Origin of the sequence: Nocardioides sp. YIM 152588, from assembly GCF_040191335.1 — a bacterium.
Classification (GTDB): Bacteria; Actinomycetota; Actinomycetes; order Propionibacteriales; family Nocardioidaceae; genus Nocardioides.
Genome location: NZ_JBEGDJ010000019.1, coordinates 41552 through 54690, shown reverse-complemented (window position 1 = coordinate 54690; position 13139 = coordinate 41552). Strand labels below are relative to the sequence as shown.

At 69.5% G+C, this 13139-nt stretch carries 12 protein-coding genes and 1 tRNA gene; 6 read left to right on the top strand and 7 right to left on the bottom strand.

The genetic code is table 11. From position 1 onward, the window contains the following. Position 1 precedes the first annotated feature (1 nt). The 5 genes from ABLM29_RS11440 to ABLM29_RS11420 all read left to right on the top strand — a co-directional run bounded on the left by ABLM29_RS11440 (position 2) and on the right by ABLM29_RS11420 (position 5380). Positions 2-1444 carry a hypothetical protein gene (locus tag ABLM29_RS11440; protein ID WP_349714233.1) on the top strand — a complete coding sequence of 481 codons (1443 nt, stop codon included), beginning with the start codon at positions 2-4 and terminating at the stop codon, positions 1442-1444. Next, on the top strand, positions 1444-2838 hold the full coding sequence (locus ABLM29_RS11435) for a lipase family protein (protein ID WP_349714232.1): 1395 nt from the start codon (positions 1444-1446) through the stop codon (positions 2836-2838). Before ABLM29_RS11440 ends, ABLM29_RS11435 begins: the two co-directional genes overlap by 1 nt. A gap of 175 nt (positions 2839-3013) precedes the next feature. Continuing rightward, positions 3014-3802 (top strand): ABC transporter substrate-binding protein, encoded by a 789-nt coding sequence (locus ABLM29_RS11430; protein ID WP_349714231.1) that lies wholly within the window; start codon positions 3014-3016, stop codon positions 3800-3802. Positions 3803-3806: 4 nt separating this feature from the next. Further along, positions 3807-4613, top strand: a complete 807-nt coding sequence (locus ABLM29_RS11425; RefSeq protein WP_349714230.1) for an amino acid ABC transporter permease — start codon at positions 3807-3809, stop codon at positions 4611-4613. A gap of 5 nt (positions 4614-4618) precedes the next feature. Next, positions 4619-5380 carry an amino acid ABC transporter ATP-binding protein gene (locus ABLM29_RS11420; RefSeq protein WP_349714247.1) on the top strand — a complete coding sequence of 254 codons (762 nt, stop codon included), beginning with the start codon at positions 4619-4621 and terminating at the stop codon, positions 5378-5380. A gap of 206 nt (positions 5381-5586) precedes the next feature. Here the strand turns inward: ABLM29_RS11420 and ABLM29_RS11415 are convergent, their stop codons facing one another. From ABLM29_RS11415 to ABLM29_RS11390, 6 genes are all read right to left on the bottom strand, one after another. Beyond that, positions 5587-6306 carry an ABC transporter ATP-binding protein gene (locus tag ABLM29_RS11415; protein WP_349714229.1) on the bottom strand — a complete coding sequence of 240 codons (720 nt, stop codon included), beginning with the start codon at positions 6304-6306 and terminating at the stop codon, positions 5587-5589. Beyond that, positions 6296-7147 (bottom strand): ABC transporter ATP-binding protein, encoded by an 852-nt coding sequence (locus ABLM29_RS11410; protein WP_502889216.1) that lies wholly within the window; start codon positions 7145-7147, stop codon positions 6296-6298. The genes ABLM29_RS11415 and ABLM29_RS11410 overlap by 11 nt, the downstream gene beginning before the upstream one ends. Next, a complete protein-coding gene (locus ABLM29_RS11405) occupies positions 7140-8273 on the bottom strand; it encodes a branched-chain amino acid ABC transporter permease (RefSeq protein WP_349714228.1) in 1134 nt (377 codons plus the stop codon). Before ABLM29_RS11405 ends, ABLM29_RS11410 begins: the two co-directional genes overlap by 8 nt. Further along, positions 8270-9259, bottom strand: a complete 990-nt coding sequence (locus ABLM29_RS11400) for a branched-chain amino acid ABC transporter permease (protein ID WP_349714227.1) — start codon at positions 9257-9259, stop codon at positions 8270-8272. The genes ABLM29_RS11405 and ABLM29_RS11400 overlap by 4 nt, the downstream gene beginning before the upstream one ends. A 92-nt stretch (positions 9260-9351) precedes the next feature. Then, positions 9352-10434 carry a branched-chain amino acid ABC transporter substrate-binding protein gene (locus tag ABLM29_RS11395; protein ID WP_349714226.1) on the bottom strand — a complete coding sequence of 361 codons (1083 nt, stop codon included), beginning with the start codon at positions 10432-10434 and terminating at the stop codon, positions 9352-9354. A gap of 266 nt (positions 10435-10700) precedes the next feature. After that, complete coding sequence (locus tag ABLM29_RS11390; RefSeq protein WP_349714225.1) at positions 10701-11315, bottom strand: ANTAR domain-containing response regulator; 615 nt, start codon at positions 11313-11315, stop codon at positions 10701-10703. Between the two features lie 138 nt (positions 11316-11453). Here ABLM29_RS11390 and ABLM29_RS11385 point away from each other — a divergent pair. After that, positions 11454-11526: transfer RNA gene (locus ABLM29_RS11385), tRNA-Leu, on the top strand. 53 nt (positions 11527-11579) lie between these two features. Here ABLM29_RS11385 and pyk read toward each other — a convergent pair. Beyond that, on the bottom strand, positions 11580-13040 hold the full coding sequence (gene pyk / locus ABLM29_RS11380) for a pyruvate kinase (protein ID WP_349714224.1): 1461 nt from the start codon (positions 13038-13040) through the stop codon (positions 11580-11582). Between the last annotated feature and the right edge of the window lie 99 nt (positions 13041-13139).

Below are 13139 nucleotides of genomic sequence, written 5' to 3'. Positions count from 1 at the left end.
GATGCGACACCGGATGGCCGTCGGCCTCGCCGCCGCCCTGACGACCGGGATGCTCAGCGTCCTGGTACCCGCCCCAGCCACCGCCTGGCCGGGCCCGATCGACTGGACCTTCCCGTCCGTCCCGTGGTTCCCGTCCGCCCCGACGACCCCGACCCCGACGCCCACGCCGGAGCCGGTCAGCTCCTCGGGCCTGTCCAGCGCCGCCGATGCCGCGCTGGACCTCCCGCTGACGAACCGCGACGCCTCGGTCGGGACCGGCGGGGTCAACCCGGCCCTGCCCACCGACTCGGCGACGCTCGGCCCCCTGCTCGACGAGGTCCGCGCCGCGGGCATCGCCCCGACCCGCTACGCGGCGCTGCTCTACCAGTACTGGCTGGCCCGCTCCACCGAGGCCGCCGGCATCAAGCTGGCCAGGTGGAACCCGCACACCACCGTCCGGGCCAACCGCAGCAACCTGGTCAAGTCCTACCGGTACTACGAGGACTTCCAGCTCGAGCACCGCGAGCTGCAGTGGGCCGGCATGGCCGGCCAGGTCGGCGCGGACTTCGGCGGCGGCCTGGAGGACTTCGAGCTCGCCACCAACCTGCTCGACTGGTCCCGCCTCTCGACGCTGGTCAACCGCCTGGTCAAGAAGGTGGCCGCGGCCGCCGGCCAGGACGCCGTCGACCAGCTGCCCGAGGGTCTTCCCGCCGTCGTCAACGGATTCAAGACGATCAGGCCGGCCGACTTCCGGTGGTTCCTCTCCCAGGTCCTGATCATGCAGAAGAACATCTTCGGCGACCTGATGCCGCTGCACACGGCGTACGTCGCGGACGGCGGCACGCTGACGTCGGTGGAGGAGATGATCGACGCCGGCCTCTACGACGACGTCGACACCTTCGCCGGCACGGGCACCGACGAGGACGAGGACGGCAACGGGGTCCACGACATGCTGGACACCTGGCGGGTCATCGCGACGGGCTGGGACGGGATCTCCGCCGCGGAGGCCGGTCCGATCGCCGCGGCGAACAAGGAGCTCCTGCGCCGCGAGCAGTACGACGTGATCAACACCCAGTGGGACGGGGCCCGCGCCTACAAGGGCGACATCGGCGAGGGGCTGACCTACCTGATGACGATCATCGCGCACCCGTCGATCGCCGGCGTCCTGCCGCCGCGCGAGGCGAACCCGGTGGTCGTGGAGAAGAAGCGCGCCGACGGCAGGACCGTCGTGGTCACCCTGCCGCTGCCGGACTGGAACTGGTCGGTGTTCGACGAGCGCTGGTCGTGGATCGAGGCACAGCTCCTGCCCAAGTACGCCGACATGGTGATCAACGACTGGGAGGCGCTCGAGGAGATCCTCGTCCGGCCCTACGACTACCAGCTCGAGTCGGGCCGCCCGCTCCTCAACCTGCCCAAGATCCTGCTCTCGATGATCCGGACCCTCGACGTGAAGGTGGTCGACTGATGGGGAAGCTCCGCACCACGCTCGCGGCGACCGCGGCCATCGCGATCGCCGGCCTGCTCGGCTCCACGGCGATCGCCCCGGCGACCGCCGCGGACGACGACACGGTCTCGGTCACCCCGGGGGTCGACGACGTCGTCAACGCGTTCGCCGTCGGCTCGCTGCTCTCGGGCACGCTCGGCAGCCCCAGCGCCAACTTCGAGGCGCTCACGAACAGCGACCCGTTCTACGACGAGACCGGCGTCGACGTGAGCGCCGAGCACGGCACGCTGCTCAAGTCCAAGAAGGTCGACGTGATGTTCCTCGGCGTCCAGCCGGGCAACATCCGGGCCTGGAAGGTCATGTACACCACCCAGGGCGAGCGCGAGGGCGCCGACGGCGTGCGCCCGAACGTGATCAGCACGGGGATCCTGATGGTCCCCGACGACGGCCGCAAGGACCGCCGCCGCAAGCTGATCGGCTACCAGATGGCCAACGACTCCCTCGGCCCGAACTGCCACCCCAGCGGGACGCTGACCGGCTCGAAGCCGATGGACGCCGCCACCTGGTCGGCCCTGGGGCCGCTGTCGATGTTCTTCGACCGCGGCGCCGCGGTGATGATCAGCGACGTCGGCAACAACGGCTCGGAGGAGACCCACGGGGTCTTCGCGGGCAAGTTCGCCGGCTCGGCGATGCTGGACGGCCTGCGCGCCGCGCTGGCCCTGTCGAAGCAGGACAGGACCGACGACCTGCGCCTCAGGAAGAACCCGCGGATCGGCCTGTTCGCGGTCGCGGGCGGCGCCGTGGGCGCCGGGTTCGCCGCCGAGCTCGGCCCGAAGTACACCCCCGAGCTCGACATCCGGGCGACCGTGCTCGAGGGCATGGTCGTCGACATGAAGACCTTCTTCGAGTACGCCGACGGCACGCTCGGCTCCGGCTTCGCGTTCGCGACCCTGCTCGGCCTGGCCGAGTGGTACCCGGAGTGGGAGATCGACCAGCGCTTCAACCTGGTCGGCCGCACGCTGGCGAAGGTCTACCGGAACGTCTGCCAGTCCCCGGCCTACTTCCTGCTGCCGTTCGTGCCGTTGAAGTCGCTGTTCAAGGACCGGATCAGCCCTGCCGACCGGCCCGAGTTCCAGGAGGCGTTCCACGACAGCCTGCTCGGCCAGCCGGAGACCGGGACGCCCTCGTCGAAGGTCCTGGTCGCGTCCTGCGAGGAGGACAACTCCCCGATGCAGCTCATCCCCGCGGAGGACTCCCGCGACCTGGTGCGGTGGTACGCCGCCCAGGGGGTCGACGTCACCTACGACCCGACCGACTGCTCGGTGGTCCGGCTGCTCACCAACCCCTACGGGTGGGCCACGGACCTGTTCGGGATGCAGACGATCCCGTGGCTGTTCAAGAACATGAGGCGCTGAGCCCCCGCGCCACCCGGGTGATCCTCGCGGCCCGGTCGACCAACCCGGTCGGCCGGGCCGCGGCGCATCCCCGTCCCCTGTCTGAGGGACCGGCGGTGACGATTAGGTCACGATCGTGCACCGGTCATCGGCCTCCGCTCCCGCCCGGCGCCGCGCCGCCCTAGTCTGCCGTGCCATGCACAAGCCGCGTATCGCCGCTCTGACCCTGACCACCCTCGCCGCTCTCGCCCTGGGCGCGTGCGGCTCCGATGACGGTGGCACCACCGAGTCCGGCGCCGAGCTCATCAAGGACGGCACGCTGACCGTCTGCTCCGACGTGCCCTACCCGCCGTTCGAGGACTTCGACGAGTCGACCCCGACCGGGTTCACCGGGTTCGACATCGACATCGTCACCGAGATCGCCTCGCGCCTCGAGCTCGAGCTCGTCGTGCAGGACTCCTCCTTCGACGCCCTCCAGAGCGGCACCGCCCTCAACGCCGGCCAGTGCGACATGGCCGCCTCGGCGATGACCATCACCGACGACCGCAAGGAGAACATCGACTTCTCCGAGGGCTACTACGACTCCGAGCAGTCCCTGCTCGTCCCCTCCGGCAGCGACATCGCCGCGATCGGCGACCTCGACGGCGTCAAGCTCGGCGTCCAGCAGGGCACCACCGGCAAGGCGTACGCCGAGGAGAACGCCTCCGGCGCCGACATCGTCTCCTTCCCCAGCGACGCCGAGATGTTCCAGGCGATCAAGGCCGGCCAGGTCGAGGCGCTGCTCCAGGACCTCCCGGTCAACCTCGACCACACCAAGAACGGTGACTACGAGGTCGTCGAGACCTACGCGACCGACGAGCAGTACGGCCTGGCCATGAAGAAGGGCAACACCGGCCTCGTCGACGACGTCGACGGCGCGCTCGACGACATGCGCGGCGACGGCACCTACGACGAGATCTACAACACGTACTTCGCGGTGAACTGACGCCATGAAGCGGACCACCCGGGCTCGGGCCTGGCGCTGGGGACTCAACGCTGCCGTCGTCGCCGTGATCGCGCTGATCGCGCTGGCGGCCAACTGGGAGAACATCCACGAGAACTTCTGGAACTCCGGCGGCGTCGCGCTGGACGGTGGCAACTGGGGTGACCTGATCACCATCGGTGCCGTCAACACCGTCCAGTACACGGCCATCGCGTTCGCCGGTGGTCTGGCGTTCGCGCTGGTCCTGGCGCTGATGCGGTTGTCCCCGATCGCGACCATGCGGTGGCTGGCGACCGGGTACGTGGAGTTCTTCCGAGGACTCCCGGCCCTGATCGTCATCATCTTCATGGGCCTGGGCGTGCCGATCGCGTTCAACTGGCAGCCGCCGGGCGGGCTCGTCGGCGCCGGCCTGATCGCGCTGATCATGGTCGGCAGCGCCTACATGGCCGAGACCCTGCGCGCCGGCATCCAGGCCGTGCCGAAGGGCCAGATGGAGGCGGCCCGGTCGCTCGGGATGAAGCCCACCGCGACGATGTTCAAGGTGATCCTCCCGCAGGCGTTCCGGATCGTGATCCCGCCGCTCACCAACGAGTTCGTGCTGCTGATCAAGGACACGGCGCTGCTCTCGGTGATCGGGGCCTCGTTCGACGAGCGGGAGCTCACCACCGTGGCGCGGGACTTCCTGGCGTCCGGGCCGTCGGCCGGCACGGCGACCGCCCTGGTCCAGGCCGCGCTGATCTACCTGGTGATCACCATCCCGTTGACCCAGCTCGTGGCGTGGCAGGAGCGCCGGCAGAGGAAGGCGACCCGATGACCGCGATGCCCGCCAGGCAGGCACCCGAGGCGGGGTCCGTCCCCGCGATCGACGTCCGCGGCCTGCACAAGTCCTTCGGCGAGAACGAGGTGCTCACGGGCATCGACTTCCACGTCGACCCCGGCCAGGTGGTCTGCGTGATCGGCCCCTCGGGGTCGGGCAAGTCGACCCTGCTGCGCTGCGTCAACCGCCTCGAGGAGCCGACGTCGGGCGAGATCCTGATCGAGGGGATCGACATCTGCGACCCCGAGGTCGACCTCGACGAGGTCCGCTCCCGGATCGGCATGGTGTTCCAGCAGTTCAACCTCTTCCCGCACCTGTCGGTGATGAAGAACCTGACGCTGGCCCAGCGCTCGGTCCACGGCCGCGGCAAGGCGGAGGCGGTCGAGATCGCCCGCCGCAACCTCGCCAAGGTGGGGCTGGACCACAAGGAGGACGCCTTCCCGGCGCACCTCTCGGGTGGCCAGCAGCAGCGCGTCGCGATCGCACGGGCGCTGTCGATGGAGCCGGACATGATGCTGTTCGACGAGCCGACCAGCGCGCTGGACCCCGAGCTCGTCGGCGACGTGCTCGGCGTCATGAAGGACCTCGCCAGCGAGGGCATGACGATGATGGTCGTCACCCACGAGATGGGCTTCGCCCGCGAGGTCGGCGACAAGCTGGTCTTCATGGACGGCGGCGTCGTCGTCGAGGAGGGCGTGCCCGAGGAGGTCCTCAGCGACCCCCAGCACGAGCGCACGCAGGCGTTCCTCTCCAAGGTGCTCTGACCACTCCGCGAGCCGGCACAGACTGACAGCCCGGCGGCCACGATCGTGGCCGCCGGGCTGTTGGTTTGTGCCGGCTCGCCCGTCAGTTTGTGCCGACTCGCGCGTCAGTTCGTGCCGGCTCGGGGAAGCAACAGGGCCCCGGACGGAAGGTTCTCCGTCCGGGGCCCTGCTGGTGCTCAGAGCACCTGCTCAGCGGCGGCGACGTCCTACAGGTCGCCACCGAGGTAGGCGGCCTTCACGGCGTCGTCGCCGGCCAGGGCCGCACCGGAGCCGGAGCGGATGATCTCGCCCGTCTCCAGGATGTGCGCCTCGTGGGAGCGCTTGAGCGCCTGGGCGGCGTTCTGCTCCACGAGGAGCACGGTGGTGCCCTGCTCGTTGATCTCCGTGACGATGTTGAAGATCTGCTGGATGAGCTTGGGGGCCAGGCCCATCGACGGCTCGTCCAGCAGGAGCAGGCGCGGCCGCGCCATCAGCGCCCGGCCGATGGCGAGCATCTGCTGCTCGCCGCCGGACATCGTGCCCGCGATCTGGTCGATCCGCTCCTCCAACCGCGGGAAGAGCGACAGCACCCGGTCCATGTCCTCCCGGTAGGCGGCCGACTTGCGGTCGCTCCGGTGGTAGGCGCCCATGTCCAGGTTCTCGCGGACCGTCATGCCGACGAAGCACCGCCGACCCTCCGGCGACTGACCGATGCCGAGCTTGACGCGGTCGTAGGGCGGGATGTGCGTGATGTCCTTGCCCTCGAACTTGACCGTGCCGGCCCGCACCTTCCGCAGCCCGGAGATCGTCTTCAGCGTCGTCGTCTTGCCCGCGCCGTTCGCGCCGATCAGCGTGGTGACCGTCCCCTCCGGCACGCCGAAGGTGATGTCACGGATCGCCTCGATGTGTCCGTAGTTGACACAGAGGCCCTCGACCTCAAGAAGCATCTTCTTCGTCCACTCCCAGGTAGGCGGCGATGACCGCCGGGTTGTCACGGATCTCGTCGGGGCGTCCCTCCGCGATCTTGCGTCCGAACTCGAGCACCACGATCCGGTCGGTGACGCCCATGACCAGCTTCATGTCGTGCTCGATGAGCAGCACGGTGTAGCCCTGGTCGCGGACCTTGCGGATCAGCTCCATGAGCTGCACCTTCTCCGCCGGGTTGAAGCCGGCGGCCGGCTCGTCCAGGCAGATCAGCTTCGGCTCGGTCGCCATGGCGCGGGCGATCTCGAGTCGCCGCTGGTCACCGTAGGAGAGGTTGGAGGCCAGCTCGTCGGCCTTGCCGGCGATGCCCATGAAGCGCAGCAGCTCCATGGCCCGGCGGTGGCCCCGCTCCTCCTCGTGGCGGTGGCGCGGGAGCCGGAACAGCGCGCTCAGGATGCCGGTCTTGTGCTGGGCGTCGGTGCCGACCAGCACGTTCTCCAGCGCCGTCATCGCCGGGAACAGCCGGATGTTCTGGAAGGTGCGCGCGATCCCCTTCTGGGTGACCTTGTGCTTCTTCAGCCCGACGACGGACTCACCCTCGAAGACGATGTCCCCGCTGGTGGGCCGGTAGACGCCCGTGATCGCGTTGAAGCAGGTCGTCTTGCCGGCGCCGTTCGGGCCGATGAGGCCGAGGATCTCGCCCTTGTGGATCTGGAACGACACGTCGTCGAGGGCCGTGAGGCCGCCGAACTTCAGGGTGAGGTTCCGCACGTCCAGCACCTCGGGGTCGTCCGCGGTGGCCGGGTTGGCGGAGCTCACCGGGTTGGTGCCGTACATGTCGTAGTCAGGGGTCTCCTCAGACACGGGCGTTCTCCTCTCCCCCGGAACCATCATGACCTTCCTCGAGGTCCTCCAGCTCGTGCTCCATGTGCTTGGCCCGCACCGTGCGCTTGGGGGGCAGCAGGCCCTCCGGGCGCAGCGCGGCGAGGGCCACCAGCGCCAGACCGAACGCCAGCACCCGGAAGTCGTCGAACTCCCGGAACCGCTGCGGCAGGTAGGCCACCAGGACCGCACCGACCAGCACGCCCCACCGGTTGCCCTGGCCGCCGACGACGACCGCCGCCAGGAACAGGATCGAGTAGAGCAGCAGGAACGAGAGCGGGTTGATGAACCCCTGGCGGCTCGCGTAGAGGCCGCCGGCCAGGCCGCCGACGAACGCACCGGTGGCGAACGCGAGCAGCTTGAACTTGAACGTCGGCACGCCCATCAGCTCCGCCGCGTCCTCGTCCTCGCGGGTCGCCTCCCAGGCCCGGCCGACCCGGCTGTTCTTGATCAGGATGTCGGCGATGAGCACCAGGATGACCGCGGTCAGCGCCATCCAGTAGTAGGGGATCTGGTCCAGCACGCCGAACTTGAGGAAGGTCGTGGTGTCCTTCGTGTCGAGCAGGACCGTGCCGTCGCCCCAGAACAGGTGCGGGATCTCGAACAGGCCGGATTCGCCACCGATGCTCGGCGGCTTGGCGACGCCGGGGATGCCCTTCGACGCGCCGAGCCACTCGGTGTTGACCGCGACCAGGCGGATGATCTCACCGAAGCCGAGGGTCACGATCGCCAGGTAGTCGCCGCGCACGCGCAGCGTCGGCCACCCGAGGATCACACCCGAGATCATCGCCACGACGACACCCGCGGGGATCGCGAGCAGCAGCGGCCAGCTGGCGTGGAAGGACGTCAGGATCGCCACCGTGTAGGCGCCGATCGCGTAGAAGCCCACGTAGCCGAGGTCGAGCAGGCCGGCGTAGCCGACCACGATGTTCAGGCCGAGAGCGACCAGGCCGTAGATCGAGACCGTGAACAGCACGCCACCGAAGTCGACCCCGGGGGTCGAGAGCAGCGGCGGCTCCAGCAGCGGCAGGGCGTAGGCCAGCAGGGCCAGCAGGACCCAGACGACGACCTTGACCGGCGTGGGCAGTGCGCTCCAGTTCGCCTTCATGCGCGTGCCTTTCCGAGAGACTCTCCCAGCAGACCGGTGGGCCGGAAGAGGAGGATCAGGACCAGCAGCACGAACGCGACCACGTCGCGCCACTCGGTGCCGAACAGCGCCGAGCCCCAGTTCTCGGCGACGCCGAGCACCAGGCCGCCCAGCAGCGCGCCGCGCAGGTTGCCGATGCCGCCGAGCACGGCGGCGGTGAACGCCTTGACGCCCAGCAGGAAGCCGATGTCGTACCGGGTCACGTCGATCTTGAGCATGTAGAGGAACGCCGCCACACCTGCCATCAGACCACCGATGAGGAAGGTCATCTGCACGGTCCGGGTCGGGTTGACGCCCATCAGCGACGCGGTCTCGGGGTCCTGCGCCGTGGCGCGGATGCCCCGGCCGAGCTTGGACCGGCGGACGAACTGGTCGAGCGCCACCATCATCGCGACCGCGGAGACGATCACGATGATGTCGATGCTGGAGATCGAGATCCCCAGCAGGTCGAAGCGCGGCTTGTCGATCGCGCCCGCGATGCTGTTGTTGATGCGCGCGGCCGACACGTACTTGTCGAGAGCGTCGCCGGCGCCGAAGAACTCGGCGACGCGGTCGCGCAGGCCCATCAGCTCGGCGAGCACGAAGGAGGCGCCGATCGCGGAGATCAGCGCCACCAGACGGGGCGCGTTCCGCTTGATGAGCGGCCGGTAGGCGACGCGCTCCAGGATCAGCGCGATCGTCGCCGACATCGCCATGGACGCCACCAGCGCGGCGATCAGGATCGCGATCAGGCCGACGCCGCTGGCGTCGGCCGCGTTGAACGCCGTGATCACCCAGAACGTCGCGAAGGTGCCGTACATGAACACCTCGGAGTGCGCGAAGTTGATGAGCTGCAGCACGCCGTAGACCATCGTGTAGCCGAGGGCGATCAGCGCGTAGATCGCACCGAACGCGAGCCCGGTGATGGTCAGCTCGGGAAGATTGTTGAAGAAGAAGTCGAAGTTCACCCAGGCCTCCTGGCCCTTGGTTCCGGACAGGAGACGCGGCCGGGGACATCGCCCCCGGCCGCGCCTCCGGTCATGCTGGACCGATCAGCGGATCACTTGATCTCGCTGTCGGCGACGATCGCGCCGTCCTCCACCGTGTAGGCGTAGACGTGCACGTCGGAGGGCTCACCGGTCTCGTCGAAGACGAGCTCCTTGGTGATGCCGGGCTCGTCGTAGTCGTTGATGAACGCCAGCATGTCCTCGCGGTTGTCGATGCCCTCGCCGATGCCGTCGAGGAAGATGCTCGCGGCGTCGTACGCCTCGGCGGCGTAGGTACCGGCAGCCTCACCGAACGCGTCCTCGTACGCCGACGCGAACTCGGCCACGGCCGGGTCGGTGTCCGGGATGCAGGGGCAAGTGATGATGGTGCCCTCGGCGGCCTTGCCGGCGTCCAGGTAGGCCGGGTCCTTCACGCCGTCGGCGACGACGAAGACGCCGTCGTAGCCGCCGTTGCGGAGCTGGCCGACCAGGATGGTCGCCTCGGCGTAGTAGCCACCGAAGAAGACCGCGTCCGGCTTGGCGGACTTGACCTTGGTCACGGTCGCCGAGAAGTCGGTCTGACCGGCCTGGATGGTGTCGGTGCCGGCGACGGCGTCACCGAGGGTGTCGGAGACGATCTCGGCCAGGCCGGCGCCGTACTCCGAGGCGTCGTCGATCACGAAGGTCGACTTGGCCTGGACGGTGTCCATGATGTACTTCGCGGCCGCCGGGCCCTGGGTCGCGTCGTTGCCCAGCGCACGGTGGAAGGTGTCCCAGCCGTTGGTGGACAGCGCCGGGTTGGTGGCCGACGGGCTGATGGTCGGCAGACCCGCCTCGGCGAAGATCGGGCCGGCAGCCGCGGACTCACCGGAGAACGCGGGGCCGACGACACCGATGACCGACTCGTCGCCGGCGAGCTCGGTCGCCAGGGACGGGGCCTCGTCGGGCGAGCCCTGCGAGTCGCTGATGGTGAGCTCGACCTCGCAGTCGGCGTCCTCGTTGTACTGGTCCACGGCGAGCTGCGCGCCCTGGATGATCGGCTTGCCGAGACCCGCCGCGGGGCCCGTCTCCGGGCCGAAGAAGGCGAGCTTGAGGTCGCAGGCGGCGTCGCTGCTGCTGCCGCCGTCGCTGTCCTCCGTGGTACCGCACGCCGTCATGGACAGGCTGAGGGCAAGTGCCGCCGCGCCCAGTCCGATTACCTTGTTTCGCCTCAAGACGATCCCGCTTCCTAGCTCGGTCCGAGGGCAACACTCATTGCCCCGGAAGGAGGTTTCCTGGCGCGGGAAACTACACCGGCATCGGCCCGGCTGTATGCAGCAATCGGCCGAACGGGCCGAATCCTGACCGATCTGTTACATATCGGGCCCGCCGAGTGCAAGTCGTCACAGCGGTGACGTGCCCCGCACACCCGGGCGATGCGTCCTCAGGCGCCGGGGACGCCGTGGGTGACCACGCCGTCGGCGACCTCGCGCATCGACATGCGCAGGTCCATGGCGGTCTTCTGGATCCACCGGAAGGCCTCGGGCTCGGTCAGCGACAGCTTCTCCTGAAGGATGCCCTTCGCCCGGTCGACCGACTTGCGGGTCTCCAGGCGCTCCTTGAGGTCGGTGACCTCGCGCTCCAGCTGGGCGATCTCGGCGAACCGGCTGACCGCCATCTCGATCGCGGGCACCAGGTCCGACTGCGTGAACGGCTTGACCAGGTACGACATCGCGCCGGCCTCCCGGGCCCGCTCGACCAGCTCGCGCTGGGAGAAGGCGGTCAGCATGACCACCGGCGCGATCCGCTTGCCGGCGATCGCCTCGGCTGCGGCGATGCCGTCGAGGACGGGCATCTTCACGTCGAGGATGACCAGGTCCGGGCGCAGCTCCTCGGCCAGCTCGATGGCCCGCGCGCCGTCCGCGGCCTGGCCGACGACGTCGTACCCCTCCTCACCCAGCATCTCGGCGAGGTCCATCCGGATCAGGGTCTCGTCCTCGGCGATCACGACGGTGCGGGCCGGGGTGTCGGACGGGGAGGTCGGGGCTGCTTCGCTCACGGGGACAGGCTAACCGGCGCGGGGCACGCGTCGCAGGCGAGTCCCCGGCGCCCAGCCGTGCCCCCGGTCACCCCGCGTGGCCCGATCGGGGACCGCACGGCGCCGTCGGCTAACGTTCCCCTCGCGCGCAGGCGCAACGCCCCGGTAGCCCAACGGCAGAGGCAGTGGTCTCAAACACCATCCAGTGTGAGTTCGAATCTCACCCGGGGCACCCAGCGGCGGGACCGCTCCCCCACGGACGGCCGGCGGCCGTCGGCGGCCCCGTCAGCCGCGGCGGTAGGCCGGCGAGACCTCGTTGATCGCGTCGCCCATCCGGTGGATCCGCAGCGCGTTGGTGGAGCCGGGGATGCCCGGCGGGCTGCCGGCGACGATGACGACCAGGTCGCCCTCCGAGACCCGGCCGATCCGCAGCAGCTGCTCGTCGACCTGGCGCACCATCTCGTCGGTGTGCTCGACCTCGCCGGTGCGGAAGGTCTCCACCCCCCAGCTCAGCGCCAGCTGCGAGCGCACCCGCGCGTGCGGCGTGAACGCCAGCACCGGGATCCGGCTGCGCAGCCGCGAGAGCCGGCGGGCCGCGTCACCGCTGGTGGTGAACGCGACGACGTACTTGGCGTCGACGCGGTGCGCCACCTCCTCGGCGGCCTTGGTGATCACGCCCGAGCGGGTGTGCGGGTCCCAGTCGATGCGGCCGAACCGGTCCAGCCGGTTCTCCTCGAAGGCATGCGCCTCGGTGGCCGAGACGATCCGGGCCATCGTCTCGACCACGTGGATCGGGTGGTCGCCGACGCTCGTCTCCCCCGACAGCATCACCGCGTCGGCGCCGTCGAGCACCGCGTTGGCCACGTCGGAGGCCTCCGCGCGGGTCGGCGCGGGGTTGGAGACCATCGACTCCAGCATCTGGGTCGCCACGATCACCGGCTTCGCGTAGAGCCGCGCCTTCTCGATCACCTGCTTCTGCAGGAAGGGGACCTCCTCCAGCGGGCACTCCACGCCGAGGTCGCCGCGGGCGACCATGAAGCCGTCGAAGGCGTCGATGATCTCGTCGAGGTTGTGGATGGCCTGCGGCTTCTCGATCTTCGCGATCACCGGCAGCATCACCCCCTCCTCGCGCATGATCTCGCGGACGTCGTCGGCGTCCGCGGCGTTGCGCACGAAGCTGAGCGCGACGAAGTCGACGCCGAGGCGCAGCGCGAAGCGCAGGTCCTGCGTGTCCTTCTCCGAGAGCGCGGGGACCGAGACCGGCACCCCGGGGAGGTTGATCCCCTTGTGGTTGCTGACCCGTCCGCCGACCAGCACCTCGGTGACCACGTTGGTGTCGGAGACCTCGACCACACGCAGGCGGATCTTGCCGTCGTCGATCAGGATCGGGTCGCCGGGCTTCACGTCGCCGGGCAGGCCCTTGTAGGTGGTGCCGCAGATCTTGTCGTCGCCCTCGACGTCGCGGGTGGTGATCGTCCACTGCTGGCTGCGGCGCAGCAGCGCCGGGCCGTCGGCGAACGTCTCCAGCCGGATCTTGGGGCCCTGCAGGTCCGCGAAGATGCCGACGCTGTGGCCGCTGGCGTCCGACGCCTCGCGGACCAGCCGGTAGGCCTCGGCATGGTTCTCATGGGAGCCGTGGCTCATGTTGAGGCGGGCGATGTCCATCCCCGCATAGACGAGCTCGCGGATCCGGCGCTCCGTGTTGGTGGCCGGTCCGAGGGTGCACACGATCTTGGCTCTCCGCACGGGCATCAGCCTATCGGTCCGCGGTTGGATCGTTCAGAGTGCCGGGCCCACCAGCTGGGTGGGTGTCGCCGGAACGCCACGAGCCGGCAGAAACTGACG